This is a genomic window from Caballeronia catudaia, assembly GCF_001544755.2.
Taxonomy (GTDB): Bacteria; Pseudomonadota; Gammaproteobacteria; order Burkholderiales; family Burkholderiaceae; genus Caballeronia; species Caballeronia catudaia.
Map to the genome: position 1 here is coordinate 16104 of NZ_FCOF02000038.1, position 25403 is coordinate 41506.

Here is a 25403-nt window from a genome sequence, read left to right on the forward strand (position 1 = left end):
CGGAATCGCAACGGCGCGCGGCCAACGGCAGCGACGCACAACCGCTGCGCGGCGAGGTCTCGATCTCGCCCGGCCGGCGCGTCTGGCTGCGCTTCAAGCGCAACAGGCTCGGTTACTGGAGTCTGATCGTGTTCGTCGCGGCGTTCGTCATCAGCCTCGCGGGACCGCTGTGGTCGAACGACAAGCCGCTCGTCGTGCGCTATCAGGGCCATTTCTACTTTCCGCTCGTTAAGAGCTATCCGGAGACGACCTTCGGCGGCGACTTTCCGACGCCCGCCGACTATCTCGATCCGTTCGTGCGCGACCGCTTCGGCGCGCCGGGCAACTTCGCGATCTATCCGCCGAATCATTACTACTACGACACGCTCAACTACTTTTCCAAAGGCTCGAATCCGGCGCCGCCTTCGCGCGAGAACTGGCTCGGCACCGACGATCGCGGCCGCGACGTGTTCGCGCGGCTTGTCTACGGCTTTCGCGTGTCGGTGCTGTTCGCGCTCGTGTTGACTGCGATCGGCACGTTGCTGGGCGTCCTCGCGGGCGCGGTGCAGGGTTATTTCGGCGGCAGGATCGATATCACCGGGCAGCGCCTGATCGAAATCTGGAGCGCGTTGCCGGAGCTGTATCTGCTCATCATCTTCGCGTCGATCTTCGAGCCGAGCCTGATTCTGCTGATCATCCTGTTGTCGCTGTTCGGGTGGATCGGCTTGTCCGATTACGTGCGCGCGGAGTTTCTGCGCAATCGTATGCAGGACTACGTGCGTGCGGCGCGCGCGATGGGTCTCTCGAACTGGCAGATCATCTGGCGGCACGTGCTGCCCAATAGCCTGACGCCGGTCATCACGTTTCTGCCGTTTCGCATGAGCGGCGCGATTCTCGCGCTCACGAGCCTCGATTTTCTCGGCCTGGGCGTGCCGTCGCCGACACCGTCGCTCGGCGAGCTGCTCGCGCAGGGCAAGGCGAATCTCGACGCGTGGTGGATTTCGCTGTCGACGTTCGGCGTGCTCGTCGCGACGCTGCTCTTGCTTACCTTCATGGGCGACGCATTGCGCAACGCGCTCGATACGCGCATCGCCGATGCGGTGAAAGCGGGAGGCGGGCAGTGACGCATCACGCCAATGAGCCGCTGCTTTCAATCAGGGACCTGCGCGTGCGCTTCGGCGACACGCTGGCCGTCGACGGCGTGAATCTCGATATCCGCGCGGGCGAGCGTGTGGCGCTCGTCGGCGAATCGGGCTCGGGCAAGAGCGTGACGGCGCTGTCGATCCTGCGCCTGATTCGCGACGCCGAACTGTCCGGTTCGATCCGCTTCGAAGGCGACGAGTTGCTGTCGAAGAGCGAGCGCGCGATGCGCGGCCTGCGCGGTTCCGATATCGCGATGATCTTCCAGGAGCCGATGACCGCGCTCAATCCGCTCTACACGGTCGGCGACCAGATCGGCGAGACGATTCAACTGCACGACGGCGCGAACCCGCGCGAGGCGAGACAGCGCGCGATCGCGCTGCTCGCGCGCACCGGCATCACGGAACCGGAACGGCGCGTGGACAGCTATCCGCATCAGCTATCGGGTGGACAGCGCCAGCGCGTGATGATCGCGATGGCGCTCGCATGCCGTCCGCGCCTGCTGCTCGCCGACGAGCCGACGACCGCGCTCGACGTGACGATCCGCGCGCAGATCGTCGAGCTGCTGCTGGAATTGCAACGCGACGAGGCGGAAAAACGCGGCATGGCCGTGCTGCTCATCACGCACGATCTGAATCTCGTGCGGCGCTTCGCGGAACGCGTCGCGGTGATGGAGAAGGGCGTGCTAGTCGAAAGCGGCACGGTGGAGGAAATCTTTACGTCGCCGCAGCATCCGTACACGCAGCGCCTTCTGGCGAGCAAGCCGAAGCGCGCGGTGCTGCCGGTGCTGCCGACCGCGCCGGTGCTGCTCGACGCGAAAGCCGTATCCGTCGATTACCCGACGCGCTTGCCCGGGCTGGAAGGCTGGTTCCGGCGCGGCCGCTTCAAGGCCGTCGACGACGTTTCCCTGACGGTGCGACAGGGCGAAACGCTCGGCATCGTCGGGGAGTCGGGATCGGGGAAATCCACGCTCGCGATGGCGCTGCTCGGCTTGCAGCGCATCTCGAACGGCGCGGTGCAGTTTCAGGGCCGCGCGCTCGGCGATTTCCGCGGCCGCGAAAAAACCGTGCTGCGCTCGAATCTGCAAGTCGTCTTTCAGGACCCGTTCAGTTCACTGTCGCCGCGGCAGACGGTTGAGCGGATCGTCGGCGAAGGGCTCGCGCTGCACCGCCCGGAGCTGGATTCGGCCGCACGCCGAGCGAAGGTCATTGCCGTGCTGCGCGAAGTCGGCATGGAGCGCGGCGCGCTCGAGCGCTATCCGCACGAATTTTCGGGCGGGCAGCGGCAGCGCATTGCAATAGCCCGCGCTTTGGTGCTGGAACCGAGCATCCTGATCCTCGACGAACCGACCAGCGCACTCGATGTTTCCATTCAAACTCAAGTACTTACCCTGCTCGCTGAAATTCAGAAGAAGCACAACCTCGGTTATGTTTTCATCAGCCACGACCTGCAGGTCATCGGTGCGATGGCGCACCGAGTCGCCGTGATGAAAAATGGAGTTGTCGTCGAAACCGGGGATGCAGAGAAAATTTTTGCGAACCCTTCTGACGAATACACAAAAAAGCTTCTGAGAGCCGCCCTAGTTTCCTAAAAATCTTTCCTTTTCACCAATTGCGTGCGTATCTCAATTGTATTTTTCTATTTCTTTTGACAGTTAAATACTTTGTGGCTAGTATCCATCAAACTTTCACGTATCTCCCTGATTTAGCAGTCTTTAATTGTAAAACCTACCGACCGATGCAGCCACTAAAGATGACTCAGACATGCGCGCGCGCCGCCGCGGGCATGTTGATCGGCCTCCTGATGACAACAGCTTCCGGCGCGTTCGCCGACGAAGTCAACAGTAGCAGCCCAAATGCCAACAACGGCATTTTCTCCTCCAGCAGATCCACCGACGCAGCAAGCGCAGACACCGCCAGCACTCCGGGCGGCGCAAAGTCGTTTTTGTCGGGCGTAGCGAGCAAAGCAGGCGATGTCGTCGTCGGCGCGCTCAACATGATCGGCGTGCGTTATCGCTGGGGCGGCAACACCCCGGATTCCGGCCTCGATTGCAGCGGCTTCGTCCGCTACGTGTTTCAGGACACGCTCGGCATGACGCTGCCGCGCCGCGCCGAGGAAATGAGCCGCGTCGGCGAGAAGGTGACCGTCTCCGATCTCAAGCCGGGCGACCTCGTGTTCTTCAACACGATGCGCCGTTCGTTCTCGCACGTCGGCATCTATATCGGCGACAACAAATTCGTGCATTCGCCGTCGACCGGCAGCACGATCCGTGTCGACGACATGGAAGACGGCTACTGGGAAAAGCGCTTCCAAGGCGCGCGTCGTATCGAGAACGCGCAAGTCGGCGATGGCTCGGAACTGCGTCAGCGCGTGAGCGCTTCGATCGGCGGTTACTGATCGGTCTGTCGGCATCAAGAAAAGCCTGCTTCCTTCCGGGACGCAGGCTTTTTGTTTTGGCTCGACGCAATCGTAAGCGCGGCGCGGAAAGCGTGATTGCACGCACCTGCAAAAGCCGTTATAGTTTTTGAATGAACTTTTTTCCGTTCCCCTTCTCGTTGTTCCCGGCTGGTGCGTCGCTACGCGCACTATCGCTACTAGCGCGCCTACCGCGCTGATTCTTCTCGCCTCCCGTCTGCTCGTCCATTCAGGTTTTCGACGCCAGCGGTGGCGCGAACACCCGAATTCCCTTTTGCCTTATCGTTATTTCGGTCTCTATATTTCCAACAATCGATAAATCTCCCCACAGGAGCTGAACATGGCAGCAGACAAGTTGATCATCTTCGACACGACCTTGCGCGATGGCGAGCAGTCCCCCGGCGCGTCGATGACGAAGGAAGAGAAGATCCGCATCGCGAAGCAACTGGAGCGCATGAAGGTCGACATCATCGAAGCGGGTTTTGCCGCCAGCTCGAACGGTGACTTCGACGCGATCAACACGATCGCGTCGCTCGTGAAGGACAGCACGGTCTGCTCGCTCGCCCGCGCGAACGACAAGGACATTCAGCGCGCTGCCGACGCGCTCAAGCCCGCGAGCCAGTTCCGCATTCACACGTTCATCGCCACGTCGGCGCTGCACATGGAGAAGAAGCTGCGCATGACGCCGGAGCAGGTCTACGACCAGGCGCGTCTCGCGGTGCGTTTCGCGCGCAAGTTCACGGACGATGTCGAATTTTCGCCCGAAGACGGCAGCCGCTCGGATATCGACTATCTCTGCCGCGTGCTCGAAGCGGTGATCGACGAAGGCGCGCGCACCATCAACATCGCGGATACGGTCGGTTACGGCGTGCCGGAGCTGTACGGCAATCTCGTGAAGACGCTGCGCGAGCGCGTGCCCAACTCCGACAAGGCGATCTGGTCGGTGCACTGCCACGACGACCTCGGCATGGCGGTGGCGAACTCGCTCGCGGGCGTGAAGATCGGCGGCGCGCGTCAGGTCGAGTGCACGATCAACGGTCTCGGCGAGCGCGCGGGCAATACGTCGCTCGAAGAGATCGTGATGTCGGTCAAGACGCGCAAGGATTATTTCGGCCTCGATCTCGGCATCGACACGACGCAGATCGTGCCCACTTCCAAGCTCGTCTCGCAGATCACTGGTTTCGTCGTGCAGCCGAACAAGGCGGTCGTCGGCGCGAATGCGTTCGCGCACGCGTCGGGCATTCACCAGGACGGCGTGCTGAAGGCGCGCGATACCTACGAAATCATGCGCGCGGAAGACGTGGGCTGGAGCGCCAACAAGATCGTGCTGGGCAAGCTGTCCGGCCGGAACGCGTTCAAGCAGCGTCTGGAAGAACTGGGCGTGACGCTCGAATCCGAAGCCGACGTGAATGCCGCGTTCGCGCGCTTCAAGGATCTCGCCGACCGCAAGGCCGAAATCTTCGACGAAGACATCATGCAGATCGTCTCCGAGGAATCCGCCGAGGCACAGGCGAAGGAACACTTCCGCTTTGTGTCGATGAAGCAGCATTCGGAGACTGGCGAACAGCCGCAGGCGAAGGTCGTGTTTGCGGTGGAAGGCGCCGAGGTTACGGGCGAGGCGGGCGGCAACGGCCCGGTCGATGCGACGCTGCACGCGATCGAATCGAAGGTCGAGAGTGGCGCGGAACTCGTGCTGTACTCGGTCAATGCCATCACCACCGGCACGCAGGCGCAGGGCGAAGTGACGGTGCGTCTGTCGAAGAGCGGGCGCATCGTGAACGGCGTGGGCACGGACCCGGATATCGTCGCGGCGTCGGCGAAGGCGTATATCGCCGCGTTGAACAAGCTGCACTCGAAGGTCGAAAAGCTCAATCCGCAGCTTTGATTCTTTTGTTTCCAAACGCAAAAAGCCCTCTTCGCGAGGGCTTTTTGCTTGATGCGACACGACGCTCAGAACAGATTGCGCCTGTCGGGATCGTGCAGCGGATCGGGCGTCTTCTGCGTCATGCGCAAGATGCCCTGATCGTCGAAATAGAAGTTGTACATCAGGTACCAGATGTTCGCTTCCATGTAGCGATAGGTCCAGACTTCGCGCTTCATCAGCGGAAAGTACGACGTCTCCACCGGCCGGCCGAAGTTCACGAGCACGTCGGCCTTCGTCCACGTGCCGACCTGCGCCTTGTAGAGCTCGTTCTCGTCGAGCACTTGCCGCACGTTCACGATCTTGCCGGACGCGTCGATATCGGCGGCGGTGGTGAATTCGCCGAGCGGCTGCGTCGGCCACATCAGGCGCTTGCCGCCGTTGGGCAGATCGTAGACTTCGCGCGGCGGGCCGAGGCGGGTGGTGATCGTCGAGACATCGGCGCCGGTCTGGTAGTTCTGCCACGGCTGCGCGCAGGCCGTGAGCAGCAGGGCGACGCCCGCGCCTGCAAGTGCGCCGCGCAGGCGATTGAATAGGTACGGCATGACAGCCTCCACGTGCTGATTCGTTCGTTGTTTCTGGCGATTTTGACATGCGCGCGCGACAAAACATTCTCCGCGACGTCGCGGCATTCGAGCGGAAGTGTCGGCAATGTTGGGCTTGCGCGGTGAACTCGGTGCGGCCTATGATCCGCGCTTTCAGCGGATCGGCGTAAACCATGAAGAACGGAATTGGCGTGCAAGCGGCGCGATGGCTGCGTATTCTGGCATCGACGTGCCTCGCATGGTCGTGCGCGGCGGGCGCGGCCGAACTGCCGCCCGTCAAGCTCGCGCTGATCGAGGGCATGTCCGGGCCGTTCGCGAACGCGGGCGCGATGGTCGAGCGCAATCTGCGCTTCGGCGTCGAGCGCGTGAACGCGAAGGGTGGCGTGAAGCTCGCCGACGGCATGCATCCGCTGCAACTCGTCGTGTTCGATGGCAAGGGCAGCAGCGAGGCAACGCTCGTGCAACTGCGCGCGGCGATCGACGAAAAAATCGGCTTCGTCATGCAGGGCAACAGTTCGGCGGTGGCGGCGGCGCTCGTCGCGGCGATCGACAAGCAGAACTCGCGCGAACCGGAGCGGCGCGTGCTGTTCCTGAACTATTCAGCCGACGATCCCGCGCTCACGAACGACGCGTGCAGCTTCTGGCATTTTCGCTTCGACGCCCACGCCGGCATGCGCATGGACGCGCTCGCCGATGCGCTCGAGGACGATCGCGCGGTGAAGAAGGTTTATCTGCTGAATCAGGACTACAGCTTCGGTCACGACGTGAGCCGCGAGGCGCAGCGCGCGCTGAAGGAGCGGCGGCCCGACATCGCGATCGCCGGCGACGAGTTTCATCCGATCGGGCGCGTGAAGGATTTCGCGCCGTACATCGCTAAAATTCGCGCGAGCGGCGCGGATGCGGTCATTACCGGAAACTGGGGCAACGATCTGACGCTGCTCGTGAAGGCGGCGCGCGAGCAGGGGCTCGACACCGAGTTCTACACGTTCTACGGCAATAGCCTCGGCGCGCCGGCGGCGCTCCGCGATGCGGGTGTGAAGCGCGTGATCGCGGTGGCGGACTGGCATCCGAACGCGGGCGGTGCGGCGTCGGACGCGTATTACCGCGCGTTTCGCGCGCGCTATCCCGCCGCGGCCGACGACTACCTCGTGCTGCGCATGCCGCTGATGATCGAGATGCTCGCCGCGGCGATGACGCGCGCCGGCAGTGCGGACCCATTCGCGGTGGCGCGTGCGCTGGAAGGCATGAAGTTCGACGGCGAACCCTTCCACATAATGACGATGCGCGCCGACGATCATCAAGTGATCCAGCCCCTTTATGTGATGGAAATGGACAAGGCGGGCACGAAGGGCGTGCGCTTCGACAACGAAGGCTCTGGCTACGGCTTTCGCACGCTGCTCGGCGTTCCGGCCGAGAAGACCGTCCAGCCGACGACCTGCAGGATGACGCGTCCGGCGCGTTAGCCGGGAAGCCGGGTCTTTGCCGACGCGCGGTGTGCTATACTCCACGCTTCGTCTTCGGCTTGTCCGTTGCGAAAACCTGAATTGGCCGCATTGGCAAACACCCCCACGGCACGGCCTTTCTTCCGTGACCGCCTGTCTGTATCAAAGGAAAAGCAAATGTCCGTAGCAGAAATCAAGAAGTCCGACATCGTCGCAGAACACGCGCGCGGCGCCAACGACACTGGCTCCCCCGAAGTGCAAGTCGCACTGCTCACGAGCCGCATCAACGAACTGACCGTCCACTTCAAGTCGCACTCGAAGGATCACCACAGCCGCCGCGGCCTGCTGCGCATGGTGAGCCGCCGTCGCAAGCTGCTCGACTACCTGAAGGGCAAGGACGCGGATCGTTATCGCTCGCTGATCGAAAAGCTGGGTCTGCGCAAGTAATTGGCGCATATGTGGCTTTACGGCCGCCGCTAGAACAAAGTGCCTGTGTCAGTCCGCTGATACAGGCACTTTTGTTTTTGTGCGTTTCGGCAGTGAAGTGGTGCCCGATGGCGTTCTCCGCATTCACGACGACGCAGTCGGCAGTTTCAGCGGTTCAGTTGCTTTACCCGGATGCATCATCCGGTTCGACACCCGGTCCGGCCTCGCGGCAGAGCTTTGTGTCATTCCATCGCGGCGTGTGCCGCGCGCACGTCGGGCAAGCCCCGCGCTGGAATGGCATATCACACCTCTCAAGCGCGGCTCGCGACCGCCCAAGCCAGCGCCAGCGGGCCGGCGCGGCGCAACGTAGAAGGAGTCACAAATGTTCAATAAAATCGTTAAAGAATTTAAGTGGGGGCAGCACAACGTCCGCCTCGAAACGGGCGAAATCGCGCGTCAGGCAAGCGGCGCGGTGATCGTCGATGTCGAAGACACCGTCGTGCTCGCCACCGTCGTCGGCGCGAAGACCGCCAAGCCGGGCCAGGACTTCTTCCCGCTGACCGTCGACTACCTCGAAAAGACGTACGCCGCAGGCAAGATTCCGGGCGGCTTCTTCCGTCGCGAAGGCCGTCCGTCGGAAGGCGAGACGCTGATTTCGCGCCTGATCGACCGCCCGCTGCGCCCGCTTTTCCCGGAAGGCTTCTATAACGAAGTGCAGGTCGTGATCCACGTCCTGTCGCTGAATCCCGAAATTCCCGCGGACATCCCGGCGCTGATCGGCGCATCGGCGGCGCTGGCCGTGTCCGGTCTGCCGTTCAACGGTCCGGTGGGCGCGGCGCGCGTCGCCTATCTGAACAACGAGTACGTGCTGAATCCGACGCGCGCGCAGATGAAGGAATCGGCGCTCGATCTCGTCGTCGCGGGCACGGAGCGCGCGGTGCTGATGGTGGAATCGGAAGCGCAGCAGCTTTCCGAAGAAGTGATGCTCGGCGCGGTCGTCTACGGCCACGAGCAGATGCAGAAGGCCATCGACGCAATCCATGAACTCGTGCGCGAAGGCGGCAAGCCCGAATGGGACTGGCAGCCGGCGCCGAAGAACGAAGCGCTCATTTCGCGCGTCTCGGCAATCGCCCAGTCGGAACTCGAAGCGGCTTATCAACTGCGCAACAAGTCGGCGCGCTCGGCCAAGCTGAAGGAAGTGTACGCGGCGACGTCGGCGAAGCTGGAAGAAGAAGCCGCAGCAGGCGGCACGGTCGCCGCCGACAAGGCAACGGTCGGCAACGTGCTGTTCGACATCGAAGCGAAGATCGTCCGTACGCAGATCCTGAACGGCGAGCCGCGCATCGACGGCCGCGACACGCGCACCGTGCGTCCGATCGAAATCCGCACGGGCGTTTTGCCGCGCACGCACGGCTCGGCGCTCTTCACGCGCGGCGAGACGCAGGCGCTGGTCGTGGCGACGCTGGGCACGAAGGGCGACGAGCAGAACATCGACGCGCTCGAAGGCGAATACCGCGAGCGCTTCATGCTTCACTACAACATGCCGCCGTTCGCGACGGGCGAAACCGGCCGCGTCGGCTCGCCGAAGCGTCGTGAAATCGGCCACGGCCGTCTGGCCAAGCGCGCGCTCGTCGCGTGCCTGCCGAGCGCCGACGAATTCGGCTACTCGATCCGCGTCGTGTCGGAAATCACGGAATCGAACGGCTCGTCGTCGATGGCTTCGGTCTGCGGCGGCTGCCTCGCGCTGATGGACGCCGGCGTGCCGATGAAGGCGCACGTCGCGGGCATCGCGATGGGCCTGATCCTCGAAGGCAACAAGTTCGCGGTTCTGACCGACATCCTCGGCGACGAAGATCACCTCGGCGACATGGACTTCAAGGTGGCCGGCACGGCGCAAGGCGTCACGGCGCTGCAGATGGACATCAAGATCCAGGGCATCACGAAGGAAATCATGCAGGTCGCGCTCGCGCAGGCGAAGGAAGGCCGCATGCACATCCTCGGCAAGATGACCGCCGCGGTTCCGCACACGAACACGGAACTGTCGGACTATGCCCCGCGCATGATCACCATCAAGATCAACCCCGAGAAGATCCGCGACGTGATCGGCAAGGGCGGCTCGGTGATCCGCGCGCTGACGGAAGAAACCGGCACGACCATCGACATCTCGGATGACGGCGTCGTTACCATCGCGAGCACGTCGAGCGAAGGCATGGCGGAGGCGAAGAAGCGCATCGAGAACATCACGGCCGAGGTCGAAGTCGGCCAGGTCTACGAAGGCCCGGTGCTCAAGCTGCTCGACTTCGGCGCGATCGTGAACATCCTGCCGGGCAAGGACGGTCTGCTGCACATCTCGGAGATCGTCAACGAGCGCGTGAAGGACATCAACGACTACCTGAAGGAAGGCCAGATCGTGAAGGTCAAGGTCATTCAGACGGACGAAAAGGGCCGTGTGCGACTGTCGGCGAAAGCGCTTTTGAACGAAGGCGCGCAGCAGGCGGAACCCACGCACCCGCAGCAGTAATGCGGTAATGTGTAGACGGCCGGCCGCGGATGCGAGCCGGCCGTTTTCATGTATGACGCTTCGGACGCTATGCATTGTCCGATGCGTCGTCGGACCCGATGGCAGTGTGGAGCGCGGATGCCTTTGAAGCGCGCGCAGTGCCATCCGGTTCGGATGCACACTCAGTCTGATCGGCACAGGGAGAAGTCATGAAGGCCATCGAAATCACCGAGTTTGGCGCACCCGAAGTTCTGAAGCTGGGCGAGCGGCCGACCCCGGCGCCGGGCAAATGCGAGGTTCTCATCAAGGTGACGGCGTCCGGCGTGAACCGGCCTGACGTGTTCCAGCGCAAGGGCGCCTACGCGCCGCCGCCGGGCGCGTCCGATCTGCCGGGGCTGGAGGTCGCCGGTGAAATCGTCGATGGCGATTTCGATCCGAAGCACAATCCGTTCGGCCTGAAACAAGGCGATCGTGTGTGCGCGCTGCTCGCAGGCGGCGGCTATGCCGAGTACGCTGTCGCGCCGCTCGAGCAATGCCTTCCGGTGCCGAAGGGTTTGTCGGATATCGAAGCAGCGTCGTTGCCCGAAACCTTCTTCACCGTGTGGAGCAATGTCTTCGAGCGCGGCCAACTGGGTTCGGGCGAAAATGGCGAAGAAGAAACGCTGCTCGTGCAGGGCGGATCGAGCGGTATCGGCGTGACGGCGATTCAGATCGCGCGTGCGCTCGGCTATCGCGTGTTCGCCACCGCCGGCACCGATGAAAAGTGCCGCGCGTGCGAAGCGCTCGGTGCGGAGCGCGCGATCAACTACAAGACGGAAGACTTTGTCGAAGTGGTGAAGTCGCTGACGAACGATCGCGGCGTCGACGTGATTCTCGACATGGTCGCGGGCGATTATCTCCAGCGCGAGCTCAAGGCGCTGGCCGATGGCGGGCGCATCTGCGTGATCGCGTTGCTGGGCGGCGCGAAGGCGGAGATCAATCTCAACGACGTGCTGCGGCGTCGTCTCGTCATCACCGGTTCGACGCTGCGTCCGCGTCCCGTCGCATTCAAGGCGAAGCTCGCGGCCAGGCTCAAGGAACGCGTCTGGCCGGAGGTTGAAGCGGGGCGCATCAAGCCGGTGATCCATCAGGTCTTCCCCGCCGCGGACGCCGCCGCCGCGCATGCGCTCATGGAAAGCAGCACGCATGTCGGCAAGATCGTGCTCGACTGGCGCGAGAATGCGTGACCTTTTTGCGTGCGCTTCTGGCGGTTTGACCGGGTTCGTCTTAACACAGTAAAATCGCCTGTTTTGCAGGCAGTTTGCAGTTCGTAGCGGATTCATTCCTATAACAGGGCGGCTCATCGAGGCTGCCGCCGACTGACGAGACTTATGTCCAGAGAACGAGCGAAACTGGTGGTGGGCAACTGGAAGATGCACGGTCGCATCGGTGACAACGCGGCCTTGCTGACCGAAGTTGCCGCAGGCGCATCAGCTTTGCAAAAGGGCGTGCGTGTCGGTGTGTGTGTGCCGTGTCCTTATCTCGCACAATCGCAGGCGCTTCTCGCCGGCTCGGTCGTGCAGTGGGGCATTCAGGACGTGTCGGCGCATGCGGGCGGCGCGTTTACCGGTGAAGTCGCGGCCGAAATGGCAGCGGACTTCGGCGTGACGTACGCGATCGTCGGGCATTCGGAGCGACGCGCGTATCATCGCGAAAGCCCGGAGCTCGTCGCGGAGAAGGCGAAGCGCGCGATCGAGGCGGGTCTCACGCCGATCGTCTGCGTCGGCGAGACGCTCGAGGAACGCGAGGCCGGCAAGACGGAGCAGATCATCGGCACGCAGCTCGACGCCGTTCTGCTTTCGCTGACGGAAGCGCAGGCGGCGGGCATCGTGGTAGCGTACGAACCGGTCTGGGCGATCGGCACGGGCAAGACCGCGCGGCCGCTGCAGGCGCAGGACGTTCACGCATTTCTGCGCCGCAAGCTGCTGGAGAAGGGCGCATCGGTGGCGAACGTGCCGCTCCTGTACGGCGGCAGCGTGAAGCCCGAAAACGCGGAAGAACTGTTCGGGCAGAAGGACATCGACGGCGGGCTGATCGGCGGCGCGTCGCTGAAGTCGAAGGATTTTCTGGCGATCTGCCGGGCCGCGCAAACCGTGCTGCATTGAGCATCGGATGGCGAGCGGGCAGGGCAGGCGCAAGACCCCATTGCGACACGAACGTGTCACGGAAACATCAGGAACCAGGTGAGTTGAAATGCTGTATTTGAAGACATTGATTATCGTCGTTCAGTTGTTGTCGGCGCTGGGCGTCATTGGCCTCGTGCTGCTTCAGCACGGCAAGGGCGCTGACATGGGCGCGGCGTTCGGCAGCGGCGCATCGGGCAGTCTCTTCGGCGCGACGGGCTCCGCCAACTTTCTGTCGCGTACCACGGCGGTTCTGGCGGCGGTCTTTTTCGTCACGACGCTCACGCTGACCTACCTCGGCAGCTACAAGCCGCAAACTTCGGCCGGCGTGCTCGGCGGTGCGGCTCCCGTGGCGGCATCGGCGGCGCCTGGAGCGGCTTCGGCGCCTGCATCGGCACCGGTTGCATCGTCCGCGCCAGGCTCCGACGTGCCCAAATAACGACGAGACGAATTTTTCGCATAATTTGCATTTTGTGCGTTGAACAATTCGTAGGGGCCAGTTATAATTCAAGTCTTGAAGCGATTCGCGGCAATTAAGAAGTAGTTTTCCCGGATTGCAGTACAGTGCCGACGTGGTGAAATTGGTAGACACGCTATCTTGAGGGGGTAGTGGCGAAAGCTGTGCGAGTTCGAGTCTCGCCGTCGGCACCAAAGTTATCCAATGCCAGCCGCTTGCATCGCTTCGGCTGGCATTGTCACTTCTGGAGTACCCTTACGTTTTCGCGGCAGCATCGACATCGTCAAAGCGGTTGTCACAGTGTGCTGCTATCGTGAGCGGTCCCAAGTGAATCTCCCGCCGGGTGGTCCGTCCCGGCTGAAGCGCTCCAATCAATAACAGACCACATCTACCGATCTGAGGATAGCCTTGAACCTCGCACCCTATTACCCCGTCTTCTTGTTTATTGTGGTGGGCCTTGGTTTAGGTATAGCGTTGGTTAGCATCGGCAAGATCCTCGGTCCCAACAAGCCTGATACCGAAAAGAACGCGCCGTACGAGTGCGGCTTCGAAGCGTTCGAAGACGCGCGTATGAAGTTCGATGTGCGTTACTATCTCGTCGCGATTCTTTTCATCATTTTCGATCTTGAGACGGCGTTCCTGTTTCCGTGGGGTGTTTCCCTGCGCGATATCGGCTGGCCTGGCTTCATCGCAATGATGATTTTTCTGCTCGAATTTTTGCTCGGTTTCGCCTACATCTGGAGAAAGGGCGGACTCGACTGGGAATGACAGTCAGATCACCGGATTCATGGGCGGCTTTGGCTGGCTGCTCGTCTGGAGTGGAAAACAAATGAGTATCGAAGGGGTCTTGAAAGAAGGCTTTGTCACCACCACGGCTGACAAGCTGATCAACTGGACGCGCACCGGCTCCCTGTGGCCGATGACGTTCGGTCTCGCGTGCTGCGCGGTCGAGATGATGCATGCGGGCGCCGCCCGTTACGACCTGGATCGTTTCGGCGTGGTGTTTCGTCCGAGCCCGCGCCAGTCCGATGTGATGATCGTCGCCGGCACGCTGTGCAACAAGATGGCGCCCGCGCTTCGTAAGGTGTACGACCAGATGGCCGAGCCGCGCTGGGTCATTTCGATGGGTTCGTGCGCGAACGGCGGCGGCTACTACCACTATTCGTATTCCGTCGTGCGTGGCTGCGACCGGATCGTGCCGGTCGACGTGTACGTTCCCGGTTGTCCTCCGACCGCCGAAGCCCTGGTCTACGGCGTGATCCAGTTGCAGGCGAAGATTCGCCGCACCAACACCATCGCCCGTCAGTAAGGGCCTCAGTCTCCCCAACTATGGCAAGCAAACTCGAGACCCTCAAAGCGAACCTCGAGACGGCGTTTGGCGACCGTCTCCAGAGCATCACCGAGTCGCTGGGTCAGGTGACGGTCGTCGTCAAGGCGGCCAACTATCTGGACGTCTGCAAGCAACTGCGCGACGACACGTCGCTGCGCTTCGAGCAGCTTATGGACCTGTCCGGCGTCGATTACTCGACCTACGGCGACGGCGTCTACGACGGCCCGCGGTTCGCGGCGGTCAGCCATCTTCTTTCGATCACGCACAACTGGCGCGTGCGCGTGCGTGTATTCGCTCCGGACGACGAAGTGCCTATCGTGCCTTCGGTGGTCGATATCTGGTCGTCGGCGAACTGGTACGAGCGCGAAGCGTTCGACCTCTACGGCATCGTGTTCGAAGGCCATCCGGACCTGCGCCGCATTCTCACGGACTATGGCTTCATCGGTCATCCGTTCCGTAAGGATTTCCCGGTCTCCGGTTACGTCGAGATGCGTTACGACCCGGAAGAGAAGCGCGTCGTGTATCAGCCTGTGACGATCGAGCCGCGCGAGATCACGCCGCGCGTGATTCGCGAAGATCGTTATGGCGGTCTGAAACATTAAGAGAACGTGATGGCAGAGATCAAAAACTACACGCTGAATTTCGGCCCGCAACACCCGGCAGCGCACGGCGTGCTGCGCCTCGTGCTCGAACTCGACGGCGAAGTGATCCAGCGCGCCGACCCGCACATCGGTCTGTTGCATCGCGCGACCGAGAAGCTCGCCGAAACCAAGACCTTCATTCAGTCCGTGCCGTACATGGACCGTCTCGACTACGTGTCGATGATGGTCAACGAGCACGGCTATGTGCTCGCCATCGAGAAGCTGCTCGGCATCGACGTGCCGATCCGCGCGAAATACATCCGCGTGCTGTTCGACGAAATCACGCGCGTGCTGAACCACCTGATGTGGATCGGCTCGCACGCGCTCGACGTCGGCGCGATGGCGGTGTTCCTCTACGCGTTCCGTGAGCGCGAAGATCTGATGGACGTCTACGAGGCGGTGTCGGGCGCGCGCATGCACGCGGCTTACTATCGTCCGGGCGGCGTGTATCGCGATCTGCCGGACGCAATGCCGCAATACAAGGCATCGAAGATCCGCAACGCGAAGGCGCTCGACAGAATGAACGAGACCCGTCAGGGCTCGTTGCTCGACTTCATCGAGGACTTCTTCAATCGCTTCCCGGGTTGTGTCGACGAGTACGAAACGCTGCTCACGGACAACCGCATCTGGAAGCAGCGTCTCGTGGGCATCGGCGTGGTGAGCCCGGAGCGTGCGCTGCAGATGGGTCTTTCGGGTGCGATGCTGCGCGGCTCGGGTATCGAGTGGGATCTGCGCAAGAAGCAGCCGTACGAAGTGTACGATCAACTCGATTTCGACATCCCCGTCGGCGTGAATGGCGATTGCTACGACCGCTATCTGGTGCGCGTGGAAGAAATGCGTCAGTCGGTCCGCATCGCCCAACAGTGCATTGCGTGGCTGCGCAAGAATCCCGGCCCTGTGATGGTCGATAATCACAAGGTTGCGCCGCCGTCGCGCGTCGGCATGAAGAGCAACATGGAAGAGCTGATTCACCATTTCAAGCTCTTCACCGAAGGCTTCCACGTGCCGGAAGGCGAAACGTACGCGGCGGTCGAGCACCCGAAGGGCGAATTCGGCATCTATCTGATTTCGGACGGCGCGAACAAGCCGTATCGCCTGAAGATTCGCGCGCCGGGCTATGCGCATCTCGCAGCGCTCGACGAAATGGCGCGAGGCCACATGATCGCCGACGCTGTGACGATCATCGGTACGCAAGACATCGTGTTCGGCGAGATCGATCGCTGATCTCATTCGCCGCTTGCGCGGTGCGCTCGTCGAGCCGCCGCGCAGGAAAAGCGGAAGCACTAACCGGAACCCGCAGGAACGCCAGGTCTGCCGCAATACGAAGAGCGCGGCAGGTTTTCGTTCGGTAGGAATTGAAAGAGTCGTGTCTGAAAATGATCTCAGCTGAAGGCCTGAAAGAAATCGATCGCGCGGTCGCGAAGTATCCCGCCGAGCAAAAGCAATCGGCGGTGATGGCGGCGCTCGCTGTCGCTCAGGAAGAGCATGGTTGGCTCTCGCCGGACATCATGCAGTTCGTCGCCGATTACCTGAGCATGCCGCCCGTCGCGGTACAGGAAGTCGCCACGTTCTACACGATGTACGAACTGAAGCCGGTCGGTAAGCACAAGATCACGCTCTGCACGAACCTGCCTTGCCAGCTCGGTCCGGACGGCGGTTCGGACAGCGCCGCGGAGTATCTCAAGCAGAAGCTCGGCATCGATTTCGGTGAGACCACACCGGACGGCAAGTTCACGCTGAAGGAAGGCGAATGCTTCGGCGCGTGCGGCGACGCACCCGTGATGCTCGTGAACAACCATCGCATGTGCAGCTTCATGAGCCGCGAGAAGATCGACCAGTTGATCGAGGACCTTTCGAAATGACGTCACTCCACGATCGTCACATCAAGCCGCTGATCCTCGCCGGGCTGAACGGCGAGAACTGGCATCTCGAAGATTACGTCGCGCGCGGCGGCTACAAGCAGCTGCGCCGCATTCTCGAAGAAAAGATTCCGCAAGAGCAGGTGATTGCCGACGTCAAGGCATCGGGCCTGCGCGGCCGTGGCGGTGCGGGTTTCCCGACCGGCCTGAAGTGGAGCTTCATGCCGCGTCAGTTTCCGGGGCAGAAGTATCTCGTCTGCAATTCGGACGAAGGTGAGCCGGGCACGTTCAAAGACCGCGACATCCTGCGCTGGAATCCGCACGCGCTGATCGAAGGCATGGCCATCGGCGCGTACGCGATGGGCATCACCGTCGGATACAACTATATCCACGGCGAGATTTTCGAAGTCTATAAGGTGTTCGAAGCGGCGCTCGAAGAAGCGCGCGCGGCGGGTTACCTCGGCGCGAACATTCTCGGCTCGGGCTTCTCGTTCGAGCTGTACGCGCACCACGGTTACGGCGCGTACATCTGCGGCGAGGAAACCGCGCTGCTCGAATCGCTGGAAGGCAAGAAGGGCCAACCGCGCTTCAAGCCGCCTTTCCCGGCGAGCTTCGGCGTGTATGGCAAACCGACCACCATCAACAACACCGAGACGTTCGCGGCCGTGCCGTTCCTCCTGGAAATCGGGCCGCAGAATTACCTCGAGATCGGCAAGCCGAACAACGGCGGCACGAAGATCTTCTCCGTGTCGGGCGACGTGAATCGTCCGGGCAACTACGAGATTCCGCTCGGCACGCCGTTCTCGACGCTCATGGAACTGGCGGGCGGTGTGCGCGGCAAGTCGGTCAAGGCCGTGATTCCGGGTGGTTCGTCCGCGCCGGTCGTGCCGGGCGAGGTGATGCTCGCCACCGACATGGACTACGATTCGATCGCGAAGGCCGGCTCCATGCTGGGCTCGGGCGCGGTCATCGTGATGAACGAGACGCGCTGCATGGTGCGCTCGCTGCTGCGCCTGTCGTATTTCTATTACGAAGAGTCGTGCGGCCAGTGCACGCCGTGCCGTGAAGGCACCGGCTGGCTGTATCGCGTGGTGCATCGCATCGAGCACGGTCTCGGCCGCAAGGAAGATCTGGATCTGCTGAACTCTGTCGCGGAAAACATCATGGGTCGCACGATCTGCGCGCTTGGCGATGCAGCCGCGATGCCCGTGCGCGGCATGCTCAAGCACTTCTGGGACGAATTCGAATATCACGTCGAGCACAAGCACTGTCTCGTCGGCGGGCACGCGCATCACGCGGCGTCCGAAGCGCTTACCGCGTAATCAGGCGCGCAGTCAGATGCGCGAGATAAGAGGTTGAGGACCATTCCCCATCATGGTTGAACTAGAAATTGACGGCAAGACGGTCGAGGTGCCTGAAGGCAGCATGGTGATCCAGGCTGCGCACAAGGTCGATACGTACATTCCTCACTTCTGCTATCACAAGAAGCTGTCGATCGCGGCGAACTGCCGGATGTGCCTCGTCGAAGTCGAAAAGATGCCGAAGGCCGTCCCCGCCTGTGCCACGCCGGTGTCGGCGGGCATGGTGGTGCGCACCACTTCCGACAAGGCCGTGAAGGCCCAGCAGTCGGTGATGGAGTTCCTGCTGATCAACCACCCGCTCGATTGCCCGATCTGCGATCAGGGCGGCGAGTGCCAGTTGCAGGATCTGGCCGTCGGTTACGGCAAGTCGCAGTCGCGCTACAGCGAAGAAAAGCGCGTGGTGTTCCACAAGAACGTCGGTCCGCTCATCTCGATGGAAGAGATGTCGCGCTGCATCCACTGCACCCGTTGCGTGCGCTTCGGCCAGGAAGTCGCCGGCGTGATGGAGCTCGGCATGCTGGGCCGCGGCGAGCATTCGGAGATCACGTCGTTTGTCGGCAAGACCGTGGATTCGGAACTGTCGGGCAACATGATCGACCTGTGCCCGGTCGGTGCATTGACGAGCAAGCCGTTCCGCTACAGCGCGCGGACGTGGGAACTGTCGCGCCGCAAGTCGGTGAGCCCGCACGATTCCGTCGGCGCGAATCTCGTCGTGCAAGTGAAGAACAACCGCGTGATGCGCGTTCTGCCGATGGAAAACGAAGCCATCAACGAATGCTGGATCTCGGACAAGGACCGCTTCTCGTACGAAGGCCTGAACGGCGACGACCGTCTGACCACGCCGATGCTGAAGCAAGGCGGCAACTGGATCGAAACCGACTGGCAAACCGCGCTCGAATACGTGGCGAAGGGTCTGAAGGGCATCAAGGCCGATCATGGCGCGAACGCCATCGCCGCCCTGGCCACGCCGCACAGCACGGTCGAAGAACTGCATCTGTTGAAGCAACTGGCTGAAGGCGTCGGCACGCCGAACGTCGATTTCCGTCTGCGCCAGAACGATTTCTCGGCGCCGGTGGGCGTCGGCGCGCCGTGGCTCGGCACGAAGATCGCTGATCTTTCGTACATCGACACCGCGTTCGTGATCGGTTCGTTCCTGCGCCGCGATCATCCGCTGTTCGCCGCGCGTCTGCGCCAGGCCGCGAAGAGCGGCGCGAAGATCACGTTCCTCAACGCCAGCAACGACGATTCGCTGATCCCGACCGCGCATCGTCTGGTCGCGGCGCCTTCCGCGTGGCTCGATCAGCTCGCGGGCATCGCGGCGGCAGTCTCCGAAGCGCGCGGCGTCGCGCTGCCGGACGCGTTCGCGGGCCGCGAAGTATCGGCGGCGGCGAAGGACGTCGCGGCATCGCTGTCGGCGGGCGAGAAGCGTGTCGTGCTGCTCGGCAACATCGCGGTTCAGCATCCGGACTTTGCACAGATTCAGGCGGCGGCGCAGTGGATCGCCGACAATACCGGCGCGACGCTCGGCTTCCTCACGGAAGGCGCAAACTCGGTCGGCGCGCATCTCGTCGATGCGCTGCCGGGCGAGGGCGGTCTCAACGCACGCGAAGTGTTCGAGCAGCCGCGCAAGGGCTATGTGCTCCTGAACGCCGAACCGGAATACGACACGGCCAATCCGGCGCAGGCCATCGCCGCGCTGAAGGCGGCTGAAATGGTCGTCGTGATGTCGCCGTTCAAGCACGGCATGGACTATGCGGACGTGCTACTGCCGGTCGCGCCGTTCACGGAAACGTCGGGCACGTTCGTCAACGCGGAAGGCACGGCACAGTCGTTCAACGGCGTCGTGCGCGCGCTCGGCGATACGCGTCCGGGCTGGAAGGTGTTGCGCGTGCTGGGCACGATCCTCAACTTGCCTGGCTTCGAGTTCGACACGGCCGAAGAAGTACGCATCGCCGCGCTCGGTACGGGCGATCTGACTGCGCGTCTGTCGAACAAGACGTCGGTGGCGGCCAAGCGCGCCACATCGAACGTGACGCTGAATGGCAGCGGCCTGCAGCGTCTCGCCGATGTGCCGATCTATCACGCCGATGCGCTCGTGCGCCGCGCGCCGTCGCTGCATCTGACGGCGGCCGCCCGCGATGCGAACGTGGCTGGCCTGCCGACCGCGCTCTTCGACAAGCTCGGTCTGAAGGACGGCGAAGCAGTCCGTATCAAGCAGGGCAACCTGTCGGTGACGTTGCCCGCGGTCCGCGATGCGAATCTCGCGGAATCCGTGGTCCGCGTGTCGGCGGGCACGACGGCTGGCGCCGCGCTCGGCGGCCTGTTCGGTGAACTGGTAGTGGAGAAGGCGTAAAAATGGGCTTGTTCGATACGATCAACGCAGGCGGCACGCAGCTTCTGGGCGTCGCATGGCCGACGGTGTGGGCGCTGGTCCGCATCCTCGTGGTGGCGGTTGTCATTCTGCTGTGCGTGGCGTACCTGATTCTCTGGGAACGCAAGCTCATCGGCTGGATGCACGTGCGTCTCGGCCCGAACCGCGTCGGTCCTGCGGGTCTTCTGCAGCCGATCGCGGACGTCCTGAAGCTGCTGCTGAAGGAAGTGATTCAGCCGACGCAGGCGAGCCGTTGGATCTACATGATCGCGCCGATCATGACCGTGGTGCCGGCGTTCGCGGTGTGGGCGGTCATTCCGTTCCAGGCGCAAGCCGTGCTCGGCGACATCAACGCGGGCCTGCTGTACGCGATGGCGATCTCGTCGATCGGCGTGTACGGTGTGATCCTGGCGGGCTGGGCGTCGAACTCGAAGTACGCGTTCCTCGGCGCGATGCGCGCAGCCGCGCAGATGGTGTCCTACGAAATCTCGATGGGCTTCGCGCTCGTCGTCGTGCTGATGGTCGCGGGCACGCTGAACATGTCGGAAATCGTGCACTCGCAGCAGCGCGGCATGTTCGCGGGCTGGGGCGTCAACTTCCTGTCGTGGAACTGGCTGCCGCTTCTGCCGATGTTCGTCGTGTACTTCATCTCGGGCATCGCCGAAACGAACCGTCACCCGTTCGACGTGGTGGAAGGTGAATCGGAAATCGTCGCGGGCCACATGATCGATTACTCCGGCATGGCGTTCGCGCTGTTCTTCCTCGCCGAGTACATCAACATGATCGTGATCTCGGCGATCGCCACGACGTTGTTCCTCGGCGGCTGGGATGCGCCGTTCGGCTTCCTGTCGTTCATTCCGGGCGTATTCTGGTTCGTCTTCAAGGTTTTCCTGCTGCTGTCGGTCTTCATCTGGGCGCGCGCGACGTTCCCGCGTTACCGCTACGACCAGATCATGCGTCTCGGCTGGAAGGTGTTCCTGCCGGTGTCGGTGATCTGGGTGGTCGTGGTCGGTTTCTGGATCATGTCGCCGCTCAACATCTGGAAATAGTCGGACGGACCCAGGACAAGAGCGGACGAAATCATCATGAACGCAATTCAGAACTTCTTCAAAACCTTCTTTCTGACCGAGCTGCTGAAGGGTCTCGCGCTGACGGGCCGTTATACGTTCCAGCGCAAGATCACGGTGCAGTTCCCGGAAGAGAAGACGCCCATCTCGCCGCGTTTCCGTGGCCTGCATGCGCTGCGCCGCTATGAGAACGGCGAAGAGCGCTGCATCGCCTGCAAGCTGTGCGAAGCGGTGTGCCCGGCGATGGCGATCACGATCGAATCGGAAACGCGTGCGGACAACACGCGCCGCACGACGCGCTACGACATCGACCTGACCAAGTGCATCTTCTGCGGTTTCTGCGAAGAGAGCTGCCCGGTCGATTCGATCGTCGAGACGCACATCCTCGAATATCACGGCGAAAAGCGCGGCGATCTGTATTTCACGAAGGACATGCTGCTCGCGGTGGGCGATCGCTACGAGCAGGAAATCGCCGCATCGAAGGCGGCGGACGCGCCTTATCGTTGATTGACGCGAGATGCCGGAGCGTTCGGTTTAGCCTCCGCGTTCCGGCATCGAGTTAAAGCGATTTTGTTGTTGCTGTTTGGCACACTGCGGCGCGCGCCGAGGGCGACTCCTGTCCGACAGCGCCGACACACCATGCCTGATGATGGCCTAACGATGAACCGGTAATCATGGAATTCACAACCGTACTGTTCTATATCTTCGCGCTGCTGCTGACCGTGTCCGCGCTGAAGGTAATCACCTCGCGCAACCCGGTGTCATCCGCGCTCTTTCTCGTGCTCGCGTTCTTCAACGCGGCCGCGATCTGGATGCTGCTGCAAGCCGAATTCCTCGCGATTCTGCTGGTCCTCGTGTATGTCGGCGCCGTGATGGTGCTGTTCCTCTTCGTCGTGATGATGCTCGACATCAACATCGACGTGTTGCGGCGCGATTTCAAGCGTTTCGTGCCGCTGGCGAGCATCGTCGGCGCGATCATCGTGATCGAGACGGCGCTGATCCTGTGGCACGGCTACGGCGCGACGACCACGCCGCTGCGCGATGCCGCGGCAGGCGCGGGCGTCTCCGGCGCGGCGCTGATGCCGAATACGCAGTTGATCGGCAAGGTCATCTACACCGACTACATTTTCGCGTTCGAAATCGCGGGCCTCGTGCTGCTCGTCGCGATCATCGCCGCGATCTCGCTCACGATCCGCGACAAGAAGGACAAGAAGACGCAGACCGTCAGCCAGCAAGTCAAGGTGCGCGCTTCGGATCGCGTGCGTCTCGTGAAGATGCAGGCGGAAAAAGATGCGCCCGACGCCACGACGGAACCGGCCGTGACCGGCAACATCGGCGCGGGCACCGTCGACAACAAGGGCTGAGCGCGAAGGAGAAATCGAATATGTTGAGTCTTGCCCATTACCTCGTGCTCGGTGCGATCCTCTTTGCGATCAGCATCGTCGGCATCTTCCTGAACCGCCGCAACGTCATCATCATCCTGATGGCGATCGAGCTGATGCTGCTCGCGGTGAACACCAATTTCGTCGCGTTCTCGCACTATCTGGGCGACGTGCACGGCCAGATCTTTGTGTTCTTCGTCCTGACCGTGGCCGCGGCTGAAGCCGCGATCGGTCTCGCGATTCTCGTGACCCTGTTCCGTAGCCTCGACACGATCAACGTCGAGGACCTCGATCAGCTCAAAGGTTAATTTCAGGCTAGGCTGTTATGTCCACGACACTCAATGAAAACCTCCTGCTCGCGGTTCCGCTGGCGCCGCTGGCCGGCTGTCTGATCGCGGGGCTGTTCGCGAAATGGGTAGGGCGCAAGGGCGCGCATCGCGTGACGATCCTCGGCGTCTTCATCTCGTTCATCATTTCGGCGATCGTCTTCAACGACGTGATGCACGGCGCGAGCTTCAACGCGACCATCTACGAATGGATGAACGTCGGCGCGCTGAAGATGGAAGTCGGCTTCCTGGTCGACTCGCTCACCGCGATGATGATGGTCATCGTGACCTTCGTCTCGCTGATGGTGCACATCTACACGATCGGCTACATGGCGGACGAGGAAGTCGGCTACGAGCGCTTCTTCTCGTACATCTCGCTCTTCACGTTCTCGATGCTGATGCTCGTCATGAGCAACAACTTCCTGCAACTGTTCTTCGGCTGGGAAGCGGTGGGGCTCGTGTCGTACCTGCTGATCGGCTTCTACTTCACGCGTGAAAGCGCGATCTACGCCAACATGAAGGCGTTCATCGTCAACCGCGTGGGCGACTTCGGCTTCCTGCTCGGCATCGGTCTGCTGCTCGCGTTCTCGGGATCGCTGAACTACGGCGACGTGTTCGCGCAAGGCGACAAGCTCGCGTCGATGACCTTCCCCGGCACGGACTGGGGCCTGCTGACGGTCGCGTGCGTGTGTCTCTTCATCGGCGCGATGGGCAAGTCGGCGCAGTTCCCGCTGCACGTGTGGCTGCCCGACTCGATGGAAGGCCCGACGCCAATCTCCGCGCTGATTCACGCGGCGACGATGGTGACGGCCGGCATCTTCATGGTGACGCGCATGTCGCCGCTCTTCGAGCACTCCGATGCGGCGCTCTCGTTCGTGACGGTCATCGGCGCGATCACGGCGTTGTTCATGGGCTTCCTCGGCGTCGTGCAGAACGACATCAAGCGCGTGGTCGCGTACTCGACGCTCTCTCAGCTCGGCTACATGACCGTGGCGCTCGGCGTGTCGGCCTATCCGGTCGCCGTTTTCCACCTCGGCACGCACGCGTTCTTCAAGGCGCTGCTGTTCCTCGGCGCGGGCTCGGTCATCATCGGCATGCACCACGATCAGGACATGCGCAACATGGGCGGCCTGCGCAAATACATGCCGATCACGTGGATCACGTCGCTGATCGGTTCGCTTGCGTTGATCGGCACGCCGTTCTTCTCGGGCTTCTATTCGAAGGACTCGATCATCGAAGCGGTGAAGTACTCGCATCTGGCCGGCTCGGGCTTCGCGTACTTCGCGGTGGTGGCGAGCGTGTTCGTCACGTCGCTGTACTCGTTCCGCATGTATTTCATGGTGTTCCACGGCAAAGAGCGCTTCCGCGGTCCGAAGCATCCCGACTCGCCGATGGGCCAGGCCGAAGCGCACGGTCACGGTCATGACGATGGGCATGGTCACGACGATCACGGTCATGGCCACGCTCACGAGCCGCATGAAACGCCGTGGGTGGTGACCCTGCCGCTCGTGCTGCTCGCGATTCCGTCGATCATCATCGGCGCGATCATGATCGGCCCGATGATCTACGGCGATTTCTTCTCGCACGGCGTGGTCTTCGACAAGGTGATCTACATCGCCGAGAACCACGAAGGCCTGAAGGAAATGGCCGAAGAGTTCCACGGCTGGGTCGCGATGGCGCTGCACGGCATCATCACGCCGGGACCGGTGTGGCTCGCGGCGCTGGGCGTCATCGTCGCGTGGTTCTTCTATATGAAGCGCCCGGATCTGCCGGCAGTCGTGGCCCGCACGTTCCGCCCCATCTACGTGCTGCTCGACAACAAGTACTACTGCGACAAGATCAACGAAGTCGTGTTCGCAAAGGGCGCGGTTGCGATTGGCCGCGGTCTGTGGAAAGAGGGCGATGTGGTCGTCATCGACGGCATCGTCAACGGCAGTGCGCGGTTCATGGGCTGGTTCGCCGGTGTGATCCGCTTCCTTCAATCCGGTTACATCTATCACTACGCGTTCGCCATGATTATCGGCATGTTGGGGCTCTTGACCCTGTTTGTGACGCTCGGCGGCAAATAAGGCGAGGGAT

Annotated in this window: 23 protein-coding genes and 1 tRNA gene; 23 read left to right on the forward strand and 1 reads right to left on the reverse strand. The window is 62.2% G+C overall.

Annotation, left to right across the window (positions count from 1 at the left end):
- Positions 1-44 precede the first annotated feature (44 nt).
- The 4 genes from AWB75_RS28125 to AWB75_RS28140 all read left to right on the forward strand — a co-directional run bounded on the left by AWB75_RS28125 (position 45) and on the right by AWB75_RS28140 (position 5419).
- Positions 45-1103: an ABC transporter permease gene (locus AWB75_RS28125; RefSeq protein ID WP_087086938.1), complete on the forward strand. Its 1059-nt coding sequence runs from the start codon at positions 45-47 to the stop codon at positions 1101-1103.
- Positions 1100-2710, forward strand: coding sequence for an ABC transporter ATP-binding protein (locus AWB75_RS28130; protein WP_061127301.1), 1611 nt, complete (start codon positions 1100-1102; stop codon positions 2708-2710). Before AWB75_RS28125 ends, AWB75_RS28130 begins: the two co-directional genes overlap by 4 nt.
- Before the next feature lie 146 nt (positions 2711-2856).
- Positions 2857-3516 (forward strand): C40 family peptidase, encoded by a 660-nt coding sequence (locus AWB75_RS28135; protein ID WP_061127302.1) that lies wholly within the window; start codon positions 2857-2859, stop codon positions 3514-3516.
- 358 nt (positions 3517-3874) lie between these two features.
- A complete protein-coding gene (locus AWB75_RS28140) occupies positions 3875-5419 on the forward strand; it encodes a 2-isopropylmalate synthase (RefSeq protein ID WP_061127303.1) in 1545 nt (514 codons plus the stop codon).
- 65 nt (positions 5420-5484) lie between these two features.
- On the opposite strand, the gene AWB75_RS28145 is transcribed toward AWB75_RS28140, so the two are convergent.
- Positions 5485-6000, reverse strand: coding sequence for a hypothetical protein (locus AWB75_RS28145; protein ID WP_061127304.1), 516 nt, complete (start codon positions 5998-6000; stop codon positions 5485-5487).
- Between the two features lie 173 nt (positions 6001-6173).
- Here AWB75_RS28145 and AWB75_RS28150 point away from each other — a divergent pair, with 173 nt between their 5' ends.
- The 19 genes from AWB75_RS28150 (at position 6174) to nuoL (ending at position 25393) form a co-directional block, all read left to right on the forward strand.
- Positions 6174-7463: a branched-chain amino acid ABC transporter substrate-binding protein gene (locus AWB75_RS28150; RefSeq protein WP_061127305.1), complete on the forward strand. Its 1290-nt coding sequence runs from the start codon at positions 6174-6176 to the stop codon at positions 7461-7463.
- 156 nt (positions 7464-7619) lie between these two features.
- The gene (rpsO, locus tag AWB75_RS28155; protein WP_061127306.1) at positions 7620-7889 is read left to right on the forward strand and encodes a 30S ribosomal protein S15; all 270 of its coding nucleotides are present in this window, start codon (positions 7620-7622) and stop codon (positions 7887-7889) included.
- A 361-nt stretch (positions 7890-8250) separates the two neighbouring features.
- Positions 8251-10389: a polyribonucleotide nucleotidyltransferase gene (pnp, locus tag AWB75_RS28160; RefSeq protein WP_061127307.1), complete on the forward strand. Its 2139-nt coding sequence runs from the start codon at positions 8251-8253 to the stop codon at positions 10387-10389.
- A gap of 188 nt (positions 10390-10577) precedes the next feature.
- Positions 10578-11594 (forward strand): NAD(P)H-quinone oxidoreductase, encoded by a 1017-nt coding sequence (locus AWB75_RS28165; protein WP_061127308.1) that lies wholly within the window; start codon positions 10578-10580, stop codon positions 11592-11594.
- A 144-nt stretch (positions 11595-11738) separates the two neighbouring features.
- On the forward strand, positions 11739-12512 hold the full coding sequence (tpiA, locus tag AWB75_RS28170; protein WP_061127309.1) for a triose-phosphate isomerase: 774 nt from the start codon (positions 11739-11741) through the stop codon (positions 12510-12512).
- Positions 12513-12600: 88 nt separating this feature from the next.
- The gene (gene secG / locus AWB75_RS28175; protein ID WP_061127310.1) at positions 12601-12969 is read left to right on the forward strand and encodes a preprotein translocase subunit SecG; all 369 of its coding nucleotides are present in this window, start codon (positions 12601-12603) and stop codon (positions 12967-12969) included.
- 127 nt (positions 12970-13096) lie between these two features.
- Positions 13097-13181: transfer RNA gene (locus AWB75_RS28180), tRNA-Leu, on the forward strand.
- 214 nt (positions 13182-13395) lie between these two features.
- Positions 13396-13755 carry an NADH-quinone oxidoreductase subunit A gene (locus AWB75_RS28185; RefSeq protein ID WP_061127311.1) on the forward strand — a complete coding sequence of 120 codons (360 nt, stop codon included), beginning with the start codon at positions 13396-13398 and terminating at the stop codon, positions 13753-13755.
- A 61-nt stretch (positions 13756-13816) separates the two neighbouring features.
- Positions 13817-14296, forward strand: a complete 480-nt coding sequence (locus tag AWB75_RS28190) for a NuoB/complex I 20 kDa subunit family protein (RefSeq protein ID WP_006052903.1) — start codon at positions 13817-13819, stop codon at positions 14294-14296.
- Positions 14297-14316: 20 nt separating this feature from the next.
- A complete protein-coding gene (locus AWB75_RS28195; RefSeq protein ID WP_061127312.1) occupies positions 14317-14919 on the forward strand; it encodes an NADH-quinone oxidoreductase subunit C in 603 nt (200 codons plus the stop codon).
- Between the two features lie 9 nt (positions 14920-14928).
- Positions 14929-16182: an NADH-quinone oxidoreductase subunit D gene (locus tag AWB75_RS28200; protein ID WP_061127313.1), complete on the forward strand. Its 1254-nt coding sequence runs from the start codon at positions 14929-14931 to the stop codon at positions 16180-16182.
- A 152-nt stretch (positions 16183-16334) separates the two neighbouring features.
- Positions 16335-16820, forward strand: coding sequence for an NADH-quinone oxidoreductase subunit NuoE (gene nuoE, locus AWB75_RS28205; RefSeq protein ID WP_014191757.1), 486 nt, complete (start codon positions 16335-16337; stop codon positions 16818-16820).
- Positions 16817-18139, forward strand: coding sequence for an NADH-quinone oxidoreductase subunit NuoF (nuoF, locus tag AWB75_RS28210; RefSeq protein WP_061127314.1), 1323 nt, complete (start codon positions 16817-16819; stop codon positions 18137-18139). The genes nuoE and nuoF overlap by 4 nt, the downstream gene beginning before the upstream one ends.
- 52 nt (positions 18140-18191) lie before the next feature.
- Positions 18192-20531 (forward strand): NADH-quinone oxidoreductase subunit NuoG, encoded by a 2340-nt coding sequence (gene nuoG, locus AWB75_RS28215; RefSeq protein ID WP_061127315.1) that lies wholly within the window; start codon positions 18192-18194, stop codon positions 20529-20531.
- 2 nt (positions 20532-20533) lie between these two features.
- A complete protein-coding gene (gene nuoH, locus AWB75_RS28220; protein ID WP_061127316.1) occupies positions 20534-21598 on the forward strand; it encodes an NADH-quinone oxidoreductase subunit NuoH in 1065 nt (354 codons plus the stop codon).
- A gap of 36 nt (positions 21599-21634) precedes the next feature.
- Positions 21635-22123: an NADH-quinone oxidoreductase subunit NuoI gene (nuoI, locus tag AWB75_RS28225; RefSeq protein WP_061127317.1), complete on the forward strand. Its 489-nt coding sequence runs from the start codon at positions 21635-21637 to the stop codon at positions 22121-22123.
- Positions 22124-22290: 167 nt separating this feature from the next.
- Positions 22291-22980, forward strand: coding sequence for an NADH-quinone oxidoreductase subunit J (locus AWB75_RS28230; protein ID WP_061127318.1), 690 nt, complete (start codon positions 22291-22293; stop codon positions 22978-22980).
- Positions 22981-23000: 20 nt separating this feature from the next.
- On the forward strand, positions 23001-23306 hold the full coding sequence (gene nuoK, locus AWB75_RS28235; protein ID WP_007588140.1) for an NADH-quinone oxidoreductase subunit NuoK: 306 nt from the start codon (positions 23001-23003) through the stop codon (positions 23304-23306).
- Positions 23307-23323: 17 nt separating this feature from the next.
- A complete protein-coding gene (nuoL, locus tag AWB75_RS28240) occupies positions 23324-25393 on the forward strand; it encodes an NADH-quinone oxidoreductase subunit L (protein WP_061127319.1) in 2070 nt (689 codons plus the stop codon).
- Positions 25394-25403: the final 10 nt, after the last annotated feature.

Coding starts and splice junctions, on each gene's coding strand:
- AWB75_RS28165 (WP_061127308.1), top strand. CDS start 10,578: ATGAAGGCCATCGAAATCACCGAGTTTGGCGCACCCGAAGTTCTGAAG.
- nuoL (WP_061127319.1), top strand. CDS start 23,324: ATGTCCACGACACTCAATGAAAACCTCCTGCTCGCGGTTCCGCTGGCG.
- nuoK (WP_007588140.1), top strand. CDS start 23,001: ATGTTGAGTCTTGCCCATTACCTCGTGCTCGGTGCGATCCTCTTTGCG.
- AWB75_RS28135 (WP_061127302.1), top strand. CDS start 2,857: ATGCAGCCACTAAAGATGACTCAGACATGCGCGCGCGCCGCCGCGGGC.
- pnp (WP_061127307.1), top strand. CDS start 8,251: ATGTTCAATAAAATCGTTAAAGAATTTAAGTGGGGGCAGCACAACGTC.
- nuoG (WP_061127315.1), top strand. CDS start 18,192: ATGGTTGAACTAGAAATTGACGGCAAGACGGTCGAGGTGCCTGAAGGC.
- AWB75_RS28145 (WP_061127304.1), bottom strand. CDS start 6,000: ATGCCGTACCTATTCAATCGCCTGCGCGGCGCACTTGCAGGCGCGGGC.
- nuoI (WP_061127317.1), top strand. CDS start 21,635: ATGAACGCAATTCAGAACTTCTTCAAAACCTTCTTTCTGACCGAGCTG.
- AWB75_RS28190 (WP_006052903.1), top strand. CDS start 13,817: ATGAGTATCGAAGGGGTCTTGAAAGAAGGCTTTGTCACCACCACGGCT.
- AWB75_RS28195 (WP_061127312.1), top strand. CDS start 14,317: ATGGCAAGCAAACTCGAGACCCTCAAAGCGAACCTCGAGACGGCGTTT.
- nuoH (WP_061127316.1), top strand. CDS start 20,534: ATGGGCTTGTTCGATACGATCAACGCAGGCGGCACGCAGCTTCTGGGC.
- nuoE (WP_014191757.1), top strand. CDS start 16,335: ATGATCTCAGCTGAAGGCCTGAAAGAAATCGATCGCGCGGTCGCGAAG.
- AWB75_RS28200 (WP_061127313.1), top strand. CDS start 14,929: ATGGCAGAGATCAAAAACTACACGCTGAATTTCGGCCCGCAACACCCG.
- AWB75_RS28230 (WP_061127318.1), top strand. CDS start 22,291: ATGGAATTCACAACCGTACTGTTCTATATCTTCGCGCTGCTGCTGACC.
- rpsO (WP_061127306.1), top strand. CDS start 7,620: ATGTCCGTAGCAGAAATCAAGAAGTCCGACATCGTCGCAGAACACGCG.
- secG (WP_061127310.1), top strand. CDS start 12,601: ATGCTGTATTTGAAGACATTGATTATCGTCGTTCAGTTGTTGTCGGCG.
- AWB75_RS28150 (WP_061127305.1), top strand. CDS start 6,174: ATGAAGAACGGAATTGGCGTGCAAGCGGCGCGATGGCTGCGTATTCTG.
- AWB75_RS28140 (WP_061127303.1), top strand. CDS start 3,875: ATGGCAGCAGACAAGTTGATCATCTTCGACACGACCTTGCGCGATGGC.
- tpiA (WP_061127309.1), top strand. CDS start 11,739: ATGTCCAGAGAACGAGCGAAACTGGTGGTGGGCAACTGGAAGATGCAC.
- nuoF (WP_061127314.1), top strand. CDS start 16,817: ATGACGTCACTCCACGATCGTCACATCAAGCCGCTGATCCTCGCCGGG.